Raw genomic sequence first — 17,230 nt, forward strand, 5'->3', positions numbered from 1 at the left:
GACGGGAAGATCGGCGCCGAGACCACCCGCAAGCTCCGCGCCGCGATGGGCCATGGCAACAACGGGGTGTGGGACTTCCGCACCAGCTACTCCACCGTCAAGGCGCTCCAGCAGTTCCTCAACGCCCGCTGAGCCGCGGGACGCCGCTGAGAGGCGCGGCGCGGTCCGTTCAGCGGGCCTGCGCCTCCGCCGCGGCGGCGAGCAGCCGGTCCACGATCGGCATCAGCTCCTCGGGCGAGGTGGACAGCCCGCCCGACGGCTCCGCAGCGCCCCCGAGCGCGGCATCGAAGTAGAGGCCATCGCCCAGCAGCAGGATCGCGCGGGCGGTGGCCTCTTCGCCCACCTCGGCCCGGATCAGCTCGAGCCAGCGCTCCCGCGCGCGGCGCATCCCCTCCTGCGCGCCGGCGTGCGACTCCTGGGCGAGCTGGGCGACCGCCACGAAGGCGAGGTCGAAGTCGCCGCCGGTCCATGCCGAGGTGCGCACGTAATAGCGCGAGGGCCCCTCCTGCGCGGCGGCCATCGCCGTGAGGTCCTCCTCGAGCAGCGCGTCCAGCCGCGCGATCAGCCCCTCGGCCAGCGCCTCCTTCGAGGCGAAGTGGTAGAGCAGCCCACCTTTGGACACCCCGGCCCGGGCGGCCACGACGCTGAGGGTGGTGGCGCGCTGACCCTGCTCGAGCAGGGTCGCCTGGTAGGCGTCGAGGAGCGCATCGCGAGCTGACATGAGACCGACCTTACTGCGGGAGAAGCCGCGGACCGTTGAACTGTACCGTCTGGACGGTTTAGTGTGATGCCGCTCCGCACCTCGGCAGAGCGCTCCTACGATGCCCCGGAGGCCCCCGTGCAGCCCGATACCCGGACCGAGGCCCTCGCGCGCCCTGCCCGCAGCCCCTGGCTCGCCCTCGCGGTGCTCATGCTTCCCGTGCTGCTGGTCTCGGTGGACAACACCGTGCTCGCCTTCGCCCTGCCCGTGATCTCCGAGGACCTCGCCCCCACCGGCCAGCAGCTGCTGTGGATCGTGGACATCTACCCGCTCGTGCTCGCGGGGCTGCTGGTGCCGATGGGCTCGCTCAGCGACCGCCTCGGCCGCCGACGCCTGCTGCTGGTGGGCGGCACGGGGTTCACCCTGGTCTCGGCGCTCGCCGCCTTCTCGCCGGACGCGCCCACGCTGATCGCCGCCCGTGCCCTGATGGGCGTGTTCGGCGCGATGCTCATGCCCTCGACCCTCTCCCTGATCCGCAACCTCTTCAAGGATCCGACCCAGCGGCGCACCGCCATCGCGATCTGGGCCGCCGGGTTCTCGGCCGGGGCTGCGCTCGGCCCCGTCGTCGGCGGGCTGCTGCTGGAGAATTTCGCCTGGGGATCGGTGTTCCTCATGGCGGTGCCCGTGATGCTGCCACTGCTCCTGCTGGGCCCGGTGCTCATCCCCGAGTCGCGTGATCCGGCGCCCGGGCCGGTGGATCCGCTCAGCGTGCTGCTCGTGCTGCTGGCGATGACCCCCTTCGTCTTTGCGATCAAGACCGCCGCCGTGCGCGGGCTCGACCTGACAGTGATCCTCTGCGCAGCGGTCGCCGTCGTGGCGGGTGTCGCCTTCGTGCGCCGCCAGTTCGCGCGCCCCGAGCCGATGCTCGACGTCTCCCTGTTCGCCCGCCCGGTGTTCAGCGGCGCGGTGACCGCGAACCTGCTCAGCGTCTTCTCCCTGGTGGGCTTCCTCTACTTCGTCTCCCAGCACCTCCAGCTGGTCAGTGGCCACTCGCCCATGAATGCGGCGCTGCTGCTGGTGCCCGGGCTGGTGGTGACCATCCTCGCCGGGCTGGCCGTGGTGCGCCTGGTGCGGCACGTCAGCCCTGCGACCGTGGTGACGTGCGCGCTGCTGCTGAATGCCGTGGCGTTCGTGATCGTCGCGCTCACCGGGAGGTGGGGCTCGGATCTGATGCTGGTGATCGCCTTCGCGCTGCTCGGCGCCGGAGTGGGCGCAGCCGAGACGATCAGCAACGACCTCATCCTCTCCGCCGTACCCGCCCACCGCGCCGGTGCCGCATCGGCCATCTCCGAGACGGCGTACGAGACGGGCGCCGTGCTCGGCACCGCCGTGCTCGGCAGCCTGCTGAACCTCGCCTATCGCACCCGGGTCGAGCTGCCCGTGGAGCTGAGCGACGCGGAGCGTGCGGCGGCCTCCGAGACCCTCGGCGGCGCGACCGCCGTCGCCGAGCGCCTGCCCGAGCAAGTCGCCGGGCCGATGCTGGACTCCGCTCACCGCGCCTTCGACTCGGGCGTGGTGGTCACCGGCGGTATCGGTGCCGTGCTCATGGTGGTCGCGGCGATCGTCGCGCACCGTACGCTGCGCGGCGCGCGCTGACGAGGCGGGCGCGTGGGCGGCGGGCGGGGCGCAGCGGTGTCGAGCACCCCCTGTTCATGCTGTTCACGCGGGGGAGGCCTGGGTCCGAGGAAGCTCGTGCACACCAGGCCTCTCTTTCTGCGTGCCCGCACGGCGCTGTCCCGACTCAGGCTATAGGGGCAAGCCGGGCAATACGGGTGCCGCGCGTTTCGTCGCGACGACGGGACGAGCCTCCCGGCCGCACGCCCGAACCGGTCCTGAGCTCAGCATCGGGAGGCACGCGTGGCACTGCTGCCGCGCACAGCGAGGACGGTCGGGTCCATCGCGCTGGTGATCAGGCAGAACCTGGCCTTCCTGAACCCGGCACCACAGCTGTCGGAGTCCGCGCTGCGGCTCACCGTTGTGATCGTCGATGCCTGGATGCTCGCGATCCTGGTCTCCGGTGCGGTCAATCCCCGCTTGATTGCCGCGGGCCCGAGATCTATCCCAGTGTGCTGGCGGGGGCCTGGGGGCGGTCGGCATCGTCGGTGTCGCGCTCTTCCTCGCCGACATCCCGCGCTCCCAACCCTTCTTCGTCACACTCTTCCTGGTGGGGGCGCCGCTGCTCCTGCTGGTGCGGCTCGCGACCCGGTGCGACGTCAATCTCGCACGCACCCGGGCCCGGGGGCGCCTGCGCTCCCAGGTGATGGTGGTGGGCTCGACCGGGCACGTGCGGGGCTGGTGCATGCCGATCACAGAGAAGCCTGCCGGATAAAGCGGGAAAAACACGGAAATCGGACATGCGGATCGGTTCTCATCGCACCAGCGAGGACACTTGGCCGCAGTGAACCACCCTGCGGCCCTGCTCGGCGACATGCCACCCTGACCCCATGAGCAGCCTCCCCGCCGACAGCCACGTGCACAGCGAGTTCTCCTGGGACACCGGAGGGCCGGATTCCGCCGCCCGCGGCACGATGGAGGCCACCTGCGCCCGCGCGGTGCGGATCCGGCTGCCCGCCTTGTTCTTCACCGAACATCTCGATCTCGAGGACGCCTGGTTCACCGATGACGAGGACTTCGGCGACCACGAGAAGCACCTGGTGGGGGCCGACGGGGTGGTCGCAGTGCCCCGCTTCGACGCGGACGGCTACTTCGAGTCCATCGAGCGCTGCCGTGCCATGTTCCCGCAGCTGCACATCGGCACCGGGCTCGAGATGGGCCAGCCCCATCTGCGCATGGGCGCCGCCCGCAAGCAGCTGGACCTGACGCGCTTCGATCGGATCCTCGGCTCCCTGCACACCCTCGAGTTCGAGGGCAGGCGCGCCGAGCCCAACACCCTGTTCCGCCGCCTGCCCGCGGAGGAGGTGCTGCGCCGCTACCTCGCCGAGATCCCCGCCCTGGTCGTGGGGGACGAGCCCTTCGAGGTCGTCACGCACCTCGACTACGCCCTGCGGTACTGGCCCGCGGAGGAGATCGGGCCCGTCGACCCCCGGGCCTTCGAGGAGGAGTTCCGCGCCGCGATGCGGGCGATCGCGGCCAGCGGACGGGCGCTCGAGATGAACACCCGCCGGCTCTGGCCGTGGATGCCTCAGTGGTGGGCCGAGGAGGGCGGACGCGCGATCAGCTTCGGCAGTGACGCGCACACCACCTACGCTCTCGCCCACGGCTTCCCCGAGGCGGTCGCGATGGTCGAGAGCTTCGGGTTCCGTGCCGGCGGCCGTGCCCAGGATCTCTGGCGACGCTGAGCAGGGTTTTCTCCGCCTCACGCCGGCCCGGTCGGGACGGGGATGACGGTATCCTTGGGGGTGTCGTGGGGGATTCCTGGGTGGCAACTGAATGACGACAGCGCGCTGAGGTGCGCCCTGTCGCGCTGTCGAGGATCGGGCCCATGACGCTCCGCATCAATTCGACGACACGAAGGGGAACCCCATGACGGTCCCGGGCGACGGGCAGACCCCGCCGACGGATCCGCACTCGCAGGATTCGCAGCACTCAGGAGAGCATCCGCCGCAGGCCCCGCAGTTCGGTTCGCCGGACTCCGCTCCACAGGCCCCGCAGTTCGGTTCGCCGGACTCCGCGCCGCAGCCCGCAGCGGCTCCGGCCACGACGGGCCTGACCGCGGCCGATCTGAGCAAGAAGCTCGGCGCCGCAGGCTTGATCAATCCGCTGCCGTCGCTCGCGGTGGGCGGAGCGACCTACGCCGGCGGCATCGTCATGTCGATCGTGACCATCGTGCTGGTCGCGGTCGCCGCGATGCTCACCGGCATCGGCAACCCGGTGGAGGCCTCGCTCGAGAGCATGGATCTCGGGCCCGAGGAGGCGCTCAGCGGCGTCGCCATGGCACTGCGCTTCCCCTTCCAACTGGTCGCTCTCGCCATGCTCGGCGGTCTGGGCTTCTCGGCCACCATCGAGGGAGCCAGCGCGAGCCTCTCGGTCCGGCTCCTGCCGGCCGTGATCACGTTGGTGATGGTGCTGCTGAGCTTCTACGGCGGGCGCTTCGTGCAGCGTCGTCAGGGTGGAGGGCAGCTGGGCATCTGGGTGTCCGCCGTCGTTGCCGGCTTCGCGGTCGCCCTGGTCACGGTGCTCGCGGCGCTGATCTTCGCGCAGCCCCTCCCGCTTGGTGACGGCATCACGCTGCGCCTGCATGCCGCGGGCTTCGACTCCTTCTTCGGCGCGTTCTTCCTGATCGCGATCGCGCACGGTCTCGGCAGGGTCAGCCTGCGGTCCCGCCCCGCTTGGTGGCCCCTGCTCACCGACCTCGCGGCCGGGTTCAAGCTCGCCACCATCCATGCCCTGCTCGTCACCGTGGTCGCCTTCCTCGCGATCGCCGTGGTCACCACCATCCAGGCGCTGGTGAACGGCGAGATGCCGCCGGTGATCTACGTGATCCTGCTGCTGCCGCTGCTGGGCGGCTACGTGCTCTCGTACCTCACGGGCCTGGACATGCTGTCTGCGCTCAGCGCGACCTCCCGCGGCGCGGGCATGCTCGACTTCCTGGCGGGCGGTCTCTCCGGCAGCGAGTACATCTCTGTCTTCTCGATGCCCTGGTACGCGTGGCTGGGCGCGCTGGTGCTCATCCCCGTGGGCCTGTGCATCGCCTCGCTGCTGTGGCAGCACCAGCGCCAGGTGGTGCCCGGCAACGTGATCGCGCTCGCGGTCTCGTGGGCGGCGCTCCCGATCGCCTACTTCATCGGGGCGCTGGCGCTGATGATCCTCGGCGTGGTCTCGATGCAGGTCGCCGTCTCCGGCGGCTTCCTGCAGAACGAGCGCTTCGGTGCGTCCCTCGGGCTCGCCGCGTGGACGCCGCTGCTCGCGGGCGTCGCCGGTGTGCTCGTGGAGCTGCTCTCCCGTTTCGTGGCACCGCTGGTCGCGCCCTACCTGCCGGGCAGGGCCCTGTCCTGGTTCCGGCGTCCGCTGGCTCCGGCGGCCGTCGGCGCCGCTGGAGCGCCCGCCGGTGCCACGGCGGCGACCGCGGATGCCCCTTCGGCGACCGCGGGGGCCATGGCCGCGCCCGTGCCGATGCACGGTGCCGCCGCGGCTGCTGCGGGCACCGACCAGCAGGCGGCGGCACCCGCGCCTCTGTCGCCCACGGCGCGCAAGCTTCTGATCGGCGGGGGCATCGCCGTCGGCGCCGCGCTGGTCCTGGTCACAGGGCTGACGATCACCTTCAACGTTGTCTCGAGCACCCTGTACTCCCCGGAGAAGCAGGTCGAGCAGTACCTGAGCGCTCTGCAGGAGGGGGACGCCTCCACCGCCGTGGAGATCTCCGCGCCGAACGCGCCCTCCGCGGAGCAGGCCCTGCTGACCGACGCGATCGCCGGCGCGGCCGGGGAGCGGATCAGCGGGTTCGAGATCACCGGCTCCGAGAGCGACGGGGATGAGGGATACCTGGTCACCGCACGCGTCACGCAGGACAGCGTGACCACCACGCGCGTCTTCCACGTCGAGCGGGCCGGTCGCGCGGCCCTGGTGTTCCCCGACTGGCAGATGGGCCAGACCGAGTACGCCTTCCTCAGCATGGAGATCCCCTCCGGCACCACCTCGATCCTGGTCAACGGCCAGGAGGTGGCGGTGGACAGCCTTGCCGTCGAGGACGGCTTCGCCGTCGCCGCCGTGCTGCCGGGCCAGTACACCGTGGGCCTGCCGGCATCCTCGGAGTTCGTCGACGCCGAGGAGAGCACGGTCTTCGTCTCAGCAGACCCGGACGAGTGGTACGAGCTGCGCGCCGCCCCGTTCTACACCCTGAACGATTCTGGGCTGACCGAGGTCCAGTCCCAGGTCGACGCCGTGATCGACGAGTGCGCCACGTCCCAGGACCGCCTTCCGGGAGACGGGTGCCCCTTCGAGACATGGGCAACCGGCCCGGTGGTCGAGGGCTCCGGCTCCTGGACCGTCGACTCCTACCCGACGGTGAAGCTCGAGAAGGACTACAGGGGAGAGGGCTGGACCCTGAGTGACGGGGAACAGGGAAAGGCCACGTTCTCCTACCAGCGCGAGGGCTGGAGCGAGGACGACGAGCCCACCGACGAGACGGTCGCGACGTACATCCAACTCATCGGCACCGTGACCCTCGCGGAGGACGGCACCCTCACCGTGGAGTGCTGGTGAGCTGACCGCAGTGCCGCGCTGAGCGGCCATGCCGCGAAGATCCCGGTCCCGACCCCGCAGAGGCGTCGGGGCCGGGATCTTCCTCGTCGGGACCGAAGCGGACTCTCCGTGCCCCGATCTCCGATACCTTGGGCCCGGCGCCGCCCCGGTCGGCGCGATCGCACAGTCTCGAGGAGAAGAGCAGATGCGCGCACTGCGCAAGACGGCGCCCGGAGCGGGCCTGGAGTGGACGACCGTCCCCGAGCCCGACTGTGGGGCCTGGGATGTGAAGGTGCGCGTACTGCGCGCCGGGATCTGCGGCACCGACCTGCACATCCTGGACTGGGACACCTCCGCGCAGACCATGTGCGACACGGTGCCCTTCACTCCGGGCCACGAGTTCTACGGCGAGGTGGTCGAGGTCGGGCAGGAGGTCTCCGACGTGAGGGTGGGCGACCGCATCTCGGGCGAGGGCCACGTGGTGTGCGGGATGTGCCGCAACTGTCGCGCCGGCCGTCGCCAGATGTGCATCCGTACCCGCTCGATCGGCGTCCAGCGCGACGGGGCGTTCGCCGAGTACGTGACCCTCCCGCACCAGAACGTGTGGGTGCACGAGCATGACGGAGGCGAGGAGCTGATCACCCCCGAGCTCGGCGCCGTCTTCGACCCGCTCGGCAATGCCGTGCACACCGCGCTGAAGTTCCCCCTGGTGGGAGAGGACGTGCTGATCACCGGTGCTGGGCCGATCGGGCAGATGGCCGCGGCCGTGGCCCGCCACGCCGGGGCCCGCTACATCACCATCACCGACGTCTCCCCGGAGCGCCTCGCGATGGCGGAGGGCTGCGGCGCCGACGTGGTGCTGGATGTCGCAAGCATGAAGGTGCGCGATGCGCAGCGCCGCCTGGGCATGCGCGAGGGCTTCGATGTGGGCCTGGAGATCTCCGGGCAGGCCAGGGCCCTGCAGGAGATGATCGAGAACATGAATCACGGCGGCACGATCGCGCTGCTGGGCCTGCCCGCGCAGCAGTTCGAGATCGACTGGACCATGGTGGTCACCCGCATGCTCACCCTGCAGGGCATCTATGGCCGGGAGATGTTCGAGACCTGGAACGCGATGTCCGCGATGCTCAGCACTTCTGAGGTGCTGCGCGCCGCGATCCTGCGCACCATCACTGACGTGATCCCGGCCGCGGACTGGCAGCGCGGCTTCGAGATCGCGAAGGCCGGCACCGCCGGCAAGGTCGTGCTGGATTGGAGCGCCCTGGACGCCTGACCTCCGGCCGCCGGCCTCGCCCCGCCGTCCTCATCCCGCTGCCCTGTCGTCCTCATCCCGCTGCCCTGCCCACGTCATCCCGCGGGCCACACCCCGCTACTCCGCCCACGCCCGCGTCGCGAAACGTTCCACCTCAGCGGTACTTTTCCCGTCACCACTGCCCCTGCCTCCTCCCCGCGTCTCGAAAGGTTCCAGCTGAGCGGTACTTCCCTCGACACCGCGGTAGAGCCGTCGCAGAAGCTCACCGCCACCGCCACCACTGCCACCGCCGCCACCGGCACCACCTCCGCCATCCCCACCGCCCCACCCCCGCCATCCCCACCACCGACCCCACCCCCGGAAGGACCCCGCATGTACACCGGACTCAAGGACCAGCTGACCGCCGAGCTCTCCGCGATCGAGCAGGCAGGCACGTTCAAGCACGAGCGGGTGATCTCGTCCCCGCAGTCGGGCCGGATCACCGCCGGAGCCGTCGGCCGCGATGGCGCGGAGGTGCTGAACTTCTGCGCCAACAACTACTTGGGGCTGGCCGATCACCCGGAGATCATCGCCGCCGCGAAGCGGGCCCTGGATGAGCGGGGCTTCGGGATGGCCTCGGTGCGGTTCATCTGCGGCACCCAGGACCTGCACCTGCAGCTCGAGCAGGCGGTCTCCGCGTTCCTCGGCACCGAGGACACGATCCTGTTCGCCTCCTGCTTCGATGCCAACGGCGCGGTGTTCGCCCCGCTGTTCGGTGCGGAGGACGCGATCATCTCCGACGCGCTGAACCATGCTTCGCTGATCGACGGCATCCGCCTGTCCAAGGCGGCCCGCTTCCGCTACCGCAACGCCGACCTCGAGGATCTGAGGGTCCAGCTCGAGGCGGCGGCCGCGCTGCGCGAGGGCCGTGGTGCGCGGCGCACGATCATCGTCACCGACGGCGTCTTCTCGATGGACGGCTTCCTCGCCCCGCTGCCCGGGATCTGCGACCTGGCTGAGGAGTACGACGCGCTGGTGATGGTCGATGACTCCCATGCGGTGGGATTCATGGGCGACACCGGTGCCGGCACCCCTGAGCACTTCGGCGTCTCGGACCGCATCGACATCTACACCGGCACCTTCGGCAAGGCCCTCGGCGGGGCCAGCGGCGGGTACGTCTCAGGCCGGCGCGAGATCGTGGCGATGCTGCGTCAGCAGGGCCGCCCCTACCTGTTCTCCAATTCGCTGGCCCCCGCGATCGTGGCCGCGACCCTCGCCGCGCTCGAGCTGGTGGAGGGCAGCGCCGAGCTGCGCGCGCCCCTGTTCCGCAATGCGGAGCTGTTCCGCCGCCGGATGAGCGAGGAGGGCTTCGACCTGCTCCCTGGCGAGCACGCGATCGTGCCGGTGATGTTCGGGGACGCTGCGCTGGCCGGGCGGATGGCCGATGCGATGCTCGAGCACGGCGTGTTCGTCACCGCGTTCTCCTACCCGGTGGTCCCGCAGGGGGAGGCACGGATCCGGGTGCAGCTCTCCGCCGCCCACACCGAGGCCGACATCGACGCCGTGGTGCAGGCCTTCGTCGACTCCCGCGCGGCGGTCCAGGGCTGAGGTTCCGGGCGGCCGGGCCCGGCCCCGCACCCGCCGGGCCTGGCCCCGCACCCGCCGGGCCTCAGCCGCCCAGGCGCATCCAGGCGTCGGTGCGCACGCGCAGTCCCAGGCTCACCGCGCGCAGAATCATGAACAGGAAGTTGCAGGCCAGCCACAGCATCGCGAGGCCCAGCGGCCCCTCGGGCGCCCACCAGGCCACCAGCGCCGCCCCGGGCAGGATCGCGAGCGCGATCAGGGAGCCGACCTTCGCGAGGTAGGGGGCATCGCCCGCGCCCATCAGCACCCCGTCGAGCACGAACACGTACCCGGCGATCGGCTGGGTGAATACCAGCACCCACAGGGCGGCGCGCAGGCTCTCCTGCACCGCGGGGTCGGGCGTGAACAGCTGCGGGACCACATAGCTCGCGGCCAGCAGCAGCAGGGAGACGACCGCGCCGCCGAGCACGCCCCAGGTCATCAGGCGCCGGGTCACGGCGTGCACGGTGCGTGGGTCCGAGGCGCCCAGGTACCTGCCGGTCAGCGCCTGGCCGGCGATCGCCAGGGAGTCCAGGGCGAGGGAGAGCACCGCGAACACGGTCATCGCGAGCTGATGCGCGGCGAGCTGCACGTCCCCCAGCCGGGTTGCGACCACCGTCGCGGTGATCACCACGACGCGCAGTCCGAGGGTGCGCACGAACATCGGCACCGCATCCCGGCCCACCGCGACCAGGTTCGTCAGCTGCGGCAGCAGCGGAATGGCCTCGGCCCGGGCGCGGCGGACGATCACGCCGAGCAACACCAGCGCCATGCCCCACTGGCAGATGATCGTGCCGAGCGCGGAGCCGGCGATGCCGAGGTCGAGACCGAAGATCAGGATCGCGTTCAGCGGGATGTTCGCGAGCGCGCCGCCCACGGCCACGACCAGCGGCAGCTTCGCATCCTGCAGCCCGCGCACCAGCCCGGTCGCGGCCTGCACGGCGAGCATCGCAGGCAGCCCCCAGGCGCTGATGTGCAGGTAGATCACGGCTTCGGCGAGCACCTCCTCGGAGGGGCCGAAGGCGGCCAGCAGCGGCTCACCGGCGATCAGCAGCCCGGCGGTCGAGAGCGCGCCGACGACCAGGGCGAGCCAGCAGGCGTCGATCCCGCGGCTGATCGCCTCCCGGTTCCGGCCGGCGCCGAAGGAGCGGGCCACGGCGGCGGTGGTTGAGTAGGCCAGGAAGATCGCCAGGCCCACGATGGTGGTGAGCACGGTCGAGGCGAGGCCGAGTCCGGCCAGGGAGGTGGTCGAGACCCGGGCGATGAAGCTCGAGTCCACGAGGATGAACATCGGCTCGGCGACCAGCGCGCCGAGGCTGGGGATCGCCAGGCGCAGGATGTCGCGGTCGACCGTGCGCCGCGCACGGTCCTCGCGCGGCTCGTCAGCTGGGCTCATCGGGCGGGCAGGCCTCGGGGTCTGGGCCGTGGGGCAGTGGGATGGGCACCTCACCATTGTGCGACGTGGGACGCGACGTTCGTCGGATCCGTCCGTCCAGGCTCGCGTGAGAGAGTGCGCGCGGAGGACTTCGATGCCAGGGTCGCGCAGGCGACGACGGGCCGCACCTCCCGTCGGAGACGATCCCTGAGGAGCAGGATGAACCGCCTGGCCACGCTGAGCCTGAACAACCGATCCTTCATCGCGCTGGTGTGCATCGCGGTGTCGATCATCGGCGTGTTCGTCATGACCACGATGCGCCAGGAGCTCATCCCTTCGGTCTCCCTGCCGCAGGTGCAGGTGATCACGACCGCACCCGGCTCCACCTCTGAGCAGGTGCGGGACCGGATCACCAATCCCGTCGAGCAGTCCCTGAGCGGGCTCGAGAACGTCGAGGGCACCTCCTCGAACACCCAGGCGGGCATGTCGATGGTCACCGTCGAGCTCACCTACGGCAGCGACATCGCCCGCGCCTCGAACCAGATCGATGCGGCGCTGACCCGCATCGAGGGCCAGCTGCCCGCGGACGCCGATCCGCAGGTCATCTCCGGCGGCACGAGTGATCTGCCCGCCGTGGTGCTCTCCGTCTCCTCGGATCTGGAACCGACCGAACTCGCCACCCGGCTCGGGTCGACGGTCACCCCGGAGCTCGAGCGCGTGGACGGGGTCTCCTCGGTCGCCGTGATCGGCGCTCCCGAGGAGATCGTGCAGATCACGCCCGATGAGGGCGCGCTGGCCGAGAACGGCCTCACGGAGAACGACATCACCACCGCGCTGGACGCCCACGGGCTGTCCCTGCCCGGCGGTTCCGTGGTCGATGGCGATCGCACCCTGGACGTGGTGCTGGGCCAGGGCGTCGAGAGTATCGAGAGCCTCGAGCAGATCGTGCTGATGCCCGCCGAGGGCAGCGGTGCCGGTCAGCAGGGCGAACCGGGCCAGGGCGGCGCGCAGCAGGGCCAGGAGGGCCAGCCGGGTGCCGACGGTCAGCCGCAGCAGCCGGACGCGCAGCCGCAGCAGCCGGCCGAGCCGGTCACCCTCGCCGAGGTCGCCAGCGTCGAGCGCACCACCCAGGAGGCCACCTCGATCTCCCGCACCAACGGGCGTGAGTCCCTGGTGCTGATGGTCACCGCGACCGTCGACGGCAACGTCGTGGACGTCTCCGAGGGCGTCGAAGGGGTGCTTGCGGACTCGCTCGCGGGCGTCGGCGGGAACGCCGAGGCCGACGTGGTCTTCGACCAGGCCCCCTTCATCGAGGAGTCGATCCTCGCGCTCGCCGAGGAGGGCCTGCTGGGCCTGCTCTTCGCCGTCGGCGTGATCCTGCTGTTCCTGCGCCGGGTGCGGCCCACGGTGGTCACCGCGATCTCGATCCCGACCTCGCTGCTGATCGCCTTCATCGGCATGTACGTCACCGGCTACACGCTGAACATGCTGACGCTGGCGGCTCTGACGATCTCGATCGGCCGCGTGGTCGACGACTCGATCGTGGTGATCGAGAACATCACCCGCCACCTCGCCTACGGCAAGACCAAACACCGAGCGATCCTCGATGCGGTGGGGGAGGTCGCCGGCGCCATCACCGCCTCGACCCTCGCCACCGTGGTGGTGTTCCTGCCGATCGCGGTGGTCGCCGGGATGGCCGGAGAGCTGTTCCGTCCCTTCGCCCTGACCGTCGGCATCGCGATGCTGTCCTCGCTGCTGGTGGCGCTGACGATCGTGCCGGTGCTGGCCTACTGGTTCCTCAAGCCCCCGAAGGGGCATGAGGACGTCGATCCCGACGATCCCGCGCAGGTCACCGCGAGCCGCGAGCGGGCCGCGGCCAAGGAGGAGAGCTCCTGGCTGCACCGGATGTACGCGCCGCTGCTGCACGTGGTGCTGGATACGCTCCCGCGCCGCCTGGTCACCGTCGGCGCCGCGATCCTGGTGCTGGTGGGCACCGTGTTCCTGATCCCGCTGGTGAACATCAGCTTCCTCGGCGACACCGGGCAGAACATCGCCTCGCTCACCCAGACCCTCCCTGCCGGCAGCAGCCTCGAGCAGTCCTCCGAGAAGGCGACCGAGAGCGAGGAGGCGCTGCTGGAGATCGACGGCGTCGAGACGGTGCAGACCACCATCGGTGGCGGCGGGCTCGGCTTCGGCGGCGGTGGGGAGAACGAGGTCAGCTTCTCGATCACCACCGACCCCGATGCCGACCAGGAAGCCCTGCTGGACGAGATGGTCACGACCCTCGAAGCCCTGCCCGAGCCTGGCACCATCGAGGCCGCGGACATCGCCTCGCCCACCGGCTCGAGCTCGGTGGACATCCTCATCACCGGACCCACCGCCGAGGCTCGGCAGAGTGCGAATGATGCGCTCCTCGCCGAGCTCGACCCGCTGCCCAGCGGCGTGGCCGAGGTGGGCAGCGATCTCCAGGCCGACCAGCCCACTGCCGTGGTCACCGTCGATCGGGAGGCCGCTGCACGCATGGGGCTCACCGAGGAGGCCGTGATCGGAATGGTCGCCCAGCAGATGTTCCCCGGCGCGATCGGATCCATCACCCTGGACGACAACGAGCTGGACATCTACGTCGCCGGCGGCGAGAGCGTCGACACCTTCACCCAGCTGCAGGACCTGCAGCTGATGGGCACCATCCCGCTGACGGACGTGGCGAGCGTCGAGGAGGAGCTCTCCCGCCCCTCGATCGCCACCCAGGACTCCCTGGAGACCGTCACCGTCTCGCTCACCCCCGCGACGGAGGATGTCTCCCAGGCGACCGCGACCGCGAACGCCGCGATCGAGGACGCGGAGCTGCCCGAGGGCGTCGAGGCGACTCTCGGCGGCACCGCGGCGGACATCGACGAGACCTTCGGCCAGCTCGGCATCGCGATGCTCGCCGCGATCCTGCTGGTGTACGTGCTGCTGGTGTGGATCTTCAAGTCCCTGATCCAGCCGCTGATCCTGCTGGTCTCGATCCCGTTCGCGGCGATCGGCTCCCTGGGTCTGCTGGTGATCACCGGGGTCCCCCTGGGCCTGCCCTCGATGATCGGCCTGCTGATGCTGGTGGGCATCGTGGTCACCAACGCGATCGTGCTGATCGACCTGGTCAACCAGTATCGACGGGACGGGATGACGCTCGACGAGGCCCTCCATCAGGGCTCGGCCAAGCGTCTGCGCCCGATCCTGATGACCGCCGCCGCGACCATCTTCGCGCTGATCCCGATGGCGCTGGGCATCACCGGCAACGGCGGCTTCATCGCCCAGCCGCTGGCCGTGGTGGTCATCGGCGGCCTGATCTCCTCGACCCTGCTGACCCTGGTGATCGTGCCGGTGCTCTACCGCATCGCCGAGGGCCCGGGGGAGCGCAGGCGGGTGCGCGACGAGGAGCGGCTGGGACAGCTGCGCGAGAGCCGTGCGCAGGCCGAGAACGAGAAGCGGGAGCGCCGCGAGGCCGAGCAGCGGTCGCAGGCGCGAACTGCGTGGGGCGAGGCCGGACCGGCAGGAGCAGACCCTGCTCGCCGCGACGATCGTCCCGGTGGTCCTGACCATCTGGGTGGCGCTGACCACCCTGGCGGCGCTGATCGTCGCGGTGGCGCTGACCGTCCCGGTGGGACCGTGGTCACGAGCCTCGAGACGGGCGCCCATGGCCGCCGCCGGTCCCTCAAGGAGCGCGGCGGACTGGTCGGGATCGTGAAGCGGCGGCTCGGGCGGGGCTGACGGAACGCGCGGCCCTCCCCGCCTCAGCCCCCTCGCCTACCATTCCCCTCATGGCCAAGGAACGCCCCCGCGCCCGCCCCGTCGGCGCCTTCACGCGAGGGCGCACGGTGCGCATCCGTGTGCTCACGGCGATGATGGCGTTCATGACCGTGGGCCTCGCCGTCACCGGGGTGCTCACCTATGCGGCGCAGTTCCGTGCGCTCGAGACGCGTGTCAATGCGGAGCTCTGGCAGGAGCACAGCGAGCTCACCCTGATCGCCGAGAGCGTGAACGAGGACGGCAGCCGCGTCCACACCACGGTGGACAGCGTGCTGCTCCATGCGACCGATTCCGCGGCGCCGTCGAACTATGAATCCGTGATCACCTTCCTGGATGGGAAGCCTCTCTATCAGCCCCGGGAGCAGGATTTCGCGCTGCTGCCGAGCGGGTCCGCGGAGTCCCCGCAGGTGCTGGAGCAGCTGCTGGCCGCGTATCAGCCGGGTTCCGCGGTGATCGTCCCGATGGAGGCTCACGGCCGGGACCTGCAGGTCCTGATCGTCTCCGTGAGCGTCGAGGGAGATGACTCCGAGGGGATCTTCGTGGTCGCCAACGACATCGGTGCCCAGCGCCGCGACCTGTGGCAGAGCGTCCTCACCTTCGCCGGGCTCGCGGTGATCACGCTGCTGGTCGCGGGGTGGGTGGGCTATGTGGTCACGGGGCGCCTGCTGCGGCCGCTGGAGGACCTCCGTGCGGCCACCGAGCAGATCACGGTCGACGATCTGGAGTATCGGGTGCCGGTCCCCGAGGAGCAGGATGAGATCGGGGCGCTCGCGCAGAACTTCAACCGCATGCTGGGCCGCATCCAGGCAGGTTTCGCCGAGCAGCGCCGCTTCATGAGCGACGTCGGCCATGAGCTGCGCACCCCGCTGACCATCGTGCGCGGCACCCTGGAGACCACCGACGTCGAGGATGCCGACGATGTGCGCGAGTCCCGCGATATCGCGCTCGAGGAGCTGGACCGGATGGGGCGGGTCGTGGGTGACCTCTCCGAGCTCGCCGCCTCGGCGCGCCCCGACTACGTGCGGCTGAAGTCCCTGGACCTGGCCGGCTTCGCCCGTTCCGCCTTCGCCCGGATCGAGCACATCGCGGAACGCGAATGGATCCTCGAGCACACTGTCGACGTGGTGGCCGACGCCGACGAGCAGCGCCTCGCGCAGGCGGTGGTGCAGCTGGCCGCGAACGCCGTGCGCTACAGCGACGAGGGCAGCCGGATCCGGTTCGGAGTGGACCGCGTGCTGGGACCGGAGGGCCCCGAGATCCACGTGACCGTGCAGGACGAGGGTATCGGCATCAGCTCCGAGGACCAGCGACGCATCTTCGAACGATTCACGCGGGTCGACGGCAGCCGGGGATCGGGTTCGGGGCTCGGCCTGCCGATCGTGCTCGCGATCGCCGAGGGTCACGGCGGGGTGGTGCGCCTGCTCTCGAAGCCGGGCCAGGGGTCGACGTTCACCATCGTGTTCCCGCAGTTCGCGGACGGGCCATCGGCGGACGAACGGACCCAGGATGGCACCACCGGGGATACTGACAGGCGGGTGCGGACATCCGCCGCCGACGACACCACAGCATCGAGGAGGGACAGGGGATGAGGATCCTCATCGCCGAGGACGAAGCGCGCATCGCCCGGTTCATGGAACGCGGGCTCAAGGCCAACGGCTTCGCCTCGACCGTGGTGGAGGACGGCATCTCCGCCCTCGACCTCGGCTCCAGCGGCGACTTCGATCTGCTGATCCTGGATGTGGGCCTGCCGCGGATGGACGGCTTCCAGGTCCTCAAGGCGCTGCGCGCGATGGACGTGCAGATCCCGATCCTGATGGTCACGGCGCGCACCGGGGTGGATGACACGGTGCAGGGCCTCGAGGGCGGGGCGAACGACTACATCGCCAAGCCGTTCCGCTTCGAGGAGCTGCTGGCCCGGGTCAAGCTCCGCGCCCGCGAGGCCACCGCTGGTTCGGGCGCCGTCAGCGCGGACGTCCTCCAGCTGGGGGACCTGTCGCTGGACCTGCGCACCCGGATCGCGAGCAGCACGACCGGCGGCCAGCCGCGCTCGGTGGAGCTGTCCTCCCGCGAGTTCACGATGGCCCGTGTGTTCCTCGAGAACCCGAACCAGGTCCTCACCCGGGACCTGCTGCTGTCCAAGGTGTGGGGCTACGACTACGACGGCGCCTCGAACGTGGTCGACGTCTATGTGGGCTACCTGCGCGGCAAGCTCGGCGCGGCCCGCCTGGTGACGGTGCGCGGCGCTGGCTACAAGATCGTCGATCCTGAGGCCTGAGCTGTGTCACCGCAGGCCACTACGTTCATGAGAGGA

11 protein-coding genes are annotated in these 17,230 nt (G+C 70.6%); 9 read left to right on the forward strand and 2 right to left on the reverse strand.

Annotated features, from left to right (window positions below; translation table 11 throughout):
- Positions 1–169: 169 nt before the first annotated feature.
- Complete coding sequence (locus ACTH43_RS05530; protein WP_441443925.1) at positions 170–721, reverse strand: TetR/AcrR family transcriptional regulator; 552 nt, start codon at positions 719–721, stop codon at positions 170–172.
- A 66-nt stretch (positions 722–787) separates the two neighbouring features.
- On the opposite strand from ACTH43_RS05530, the gene ACTH43_RS05535 reads away from it, so the two are divergent.
- The 6 genes from ACTH43_RS05535 (at position 788) to ACTH43_RS05560 (ending at position 9,740) form a co-directional block, all read left to right on the forward strand.
- Positions 788–2,356 (forward strand): MFS transporter, encoded by a 1,569-nt coding sequence (locus ACTH43_RS05535; protein WP_441443926.1) that lies wholly within the window; start codon positions 788–790, stop codon positions 2,354–2,356.
- A 442-nt stretch (positions 2,357–2,798) separates the two neighbouring features.
- On the forward strand, positions 2,799–3,089 hold the full coding sequence (locus ACTH43_RS05540) for a hypothetical protein (RefSeq protein WP_441443927.1): 291 nt from the start codon (positions 2,799–2,801) through the stop codon (positions 3,087–3,089).
- Positions 3,090–3,204: 115 nt separating this feature from the next.
- On the forward strand, positions 3,205–4,059 hold the full coding sequence (locus ACTH43_RS05545; RefSeq protein ID WP_441443928.1) for a PHP domain-containing protein: 855 nt from the start codon (positions 3,205–3,207) through the stop codon (positions 4,057–4,059).
- 184 nt (positions 4,060–4,243) lie between these two features.
- Positions 4,244–6,922, forward strand: coding sequence for a hypothetical protein (locus tag ACTH43_RS05550; RefSeq protein WP_441443929.1), 2,679 nt, complete (start codon positions 4,244–4,246; stop codon positions 6,920–6,922).
- A gap of 184 nt (positions 6,923–7,106) precedes the next feature.
- Positions 7,107–8,174, forward strand: a complete 1,068-nt coding sequence (gene tdh, locus ACTH43_RS05555; RefSeq protein WP_441443930.1) for an L-threonine 3-dehydrogenase — start codon at positions 7,107–7,109, stop codon at positions 8,172–8,174.
- Positions 8,175–8,525: 351 nt separating this feature from the next.
- Complete coding sequence (locus ACTH43_RS05560) at positions 8,526–9,740, forward strand: glycine C-acetyltransferase (RefSeq protein WP_441443931.1); 1,215 nt, start codon at positions 8,526–8,528, stop codon at positions 9,738–9,740.
- 61 nt (positions 9,741–9,801) lie between these two features.
- On the opposite strand, the gene ACTH43_RS05565 is transcribed toward ACTH43_RS05560, so the two are convergent.
- Positions 9,802–11,151 carry an MATE family efflux transporter gene (locus ACTH43_RS05565; RefSeq protein ID WP_441443932.1) on the reverse strand — a complete coding sequence of 450 codons (1,350 nt, stop codon included), beginning with the start codon at positions 11,149–11,151 and terminating at the stop codon, positions 9,802–9,804.
- Between the two features lie 198 nt (positions 11,152–11,349).
- Here ACTH43_RS05565 and ACTH43_RS05570 point away from each other — a divergent pair, with 198 nt between their 5' ends.
- From ACTH43_RS05570 to ACTH43_RS05580, 3 genes are read left to right on the forward strand one after another with little or no spacing between them, the layout of a single operon-like run.
- Positions 11,350–14,880 carry an efflux RND transporter permease subunit gene (locus ACTH43_RS05570; RefSeq protein WP_441443933.1) on the forward strand — a complete coding sequence of 1,177 codons (3,531 nt, stop codon included), beginning with the start codon at positions 11,350–11,352 and terminating at the stop codon, positions 14,878–14,880.
- 50 nt (positions 14,881–14,930) lie between these two features.
- Complete coding sequence (locus tag ACTH43_RS05575; RefSeq protein WP_441443934.1) at positions 14,931–16,508, forward strand: sensor histidine kinase; 1,578 nt, start codon at positions 14,931–14,933, stop codon at positions 16,506–16,508.
- Positions 16,505–17,194, forward strand: coding sequence for a response regulator transcription factor (locus ACTH43_RS05580; RefSeq protein ID WP_441443935.1), 690 nt, complete (start codon positions 16,505–16,507; stop codon positions 17,192–17,194). The genes ACTH43_RS05575 and ACTH43_RS05580 overlap by 4 nt, the downstream gene beginning before the upstream one ends.
- The last annotated feature ends 36 nt before the right edge of the window (positions 17,195–17,230 follow it).

The organism is Brachybacterium sp. (assembly GCF_052095815.1).
In the GTDB taxonomy this organism is placed as follows: domain Bacteria; phylum Actinomycetota; class Actinomycetes; order Actinomycetales; family Dermabacteraceae; genus Brachybacterium.

Bases quoted from the DNA above. Each gene is read 5' to 3' on its own strand.
- ACTH43_RS05530 (WP_441443925.1), bottom strand. From the start codon at position 721: ATGTCAGCTCGCGATGCGCTCCTCGACGCCTACCAGGCGACCCTGCTC.
- ACTH43_RS05535 (WP_441443926.1), top strand. From the start codon at position 788: ATGCCGCTCCGCACCTCGGCAGAGCGCTCCTACGATGCCCCGGAGGCC.
- ACTH43_RS05545 (WP_441443928.1), top strand. From the start codon at position 3,205: ATGAGCAGCCTCCCCGCCGACAGCCACGTGCACAGCGAGTTCTCCTGG.
- ACTH43_RS05550 (WP_441443929.1), top strand. From the start codon at position 4,244: ATGACGGTCCCGGGCGACGGGCAGACCCCGCCGACGGATCCGCACTCG.
- tdh (WP_441443930.1), top strand. From the start codon at position 7,107: ATGCGCGCACTGCGCAAGACGGCGCCCGGAGCGGGCCTGGAGTGGACG.
- ACTH43_RS05560 (WP_441443931.1), top strand. From the start codon at position 8,526: ATGTACACCGGACTCAAGGACCAGCTGACCGCCGAGCTCTCCGCGATC.
- ACTH43_RS05565 (WP_441443932.1), bottom strand. From the start codon at position 11,151: ATGAGCCCAGCTGACGAGCCGCGCGAGGACCGTGCGCGGCGCACGGTC.
- ACTH43_RS05570 (WP_441443933.1), top strand. From the start codon at position 11,350: ATGAACCGCCTGGCCACGCTGAGCCTGAACAACCGATCCTTCATCGCG.
- ACTH43_RS05575 (WP_441443934.1), top strand. From the start codon at position 14,931: ATGGCCAAGGAACGCCCCCGCGCCCGCCCCGTCGGCGCCTTCACGCGA.
- ACTH43_RS05580 (WP_441443935.1), top strand. From the start codon at position 16,505: ATGAGGATCCTCATCGCCGAGGACGAAGCGCGCATCGCCCGGTTCATG.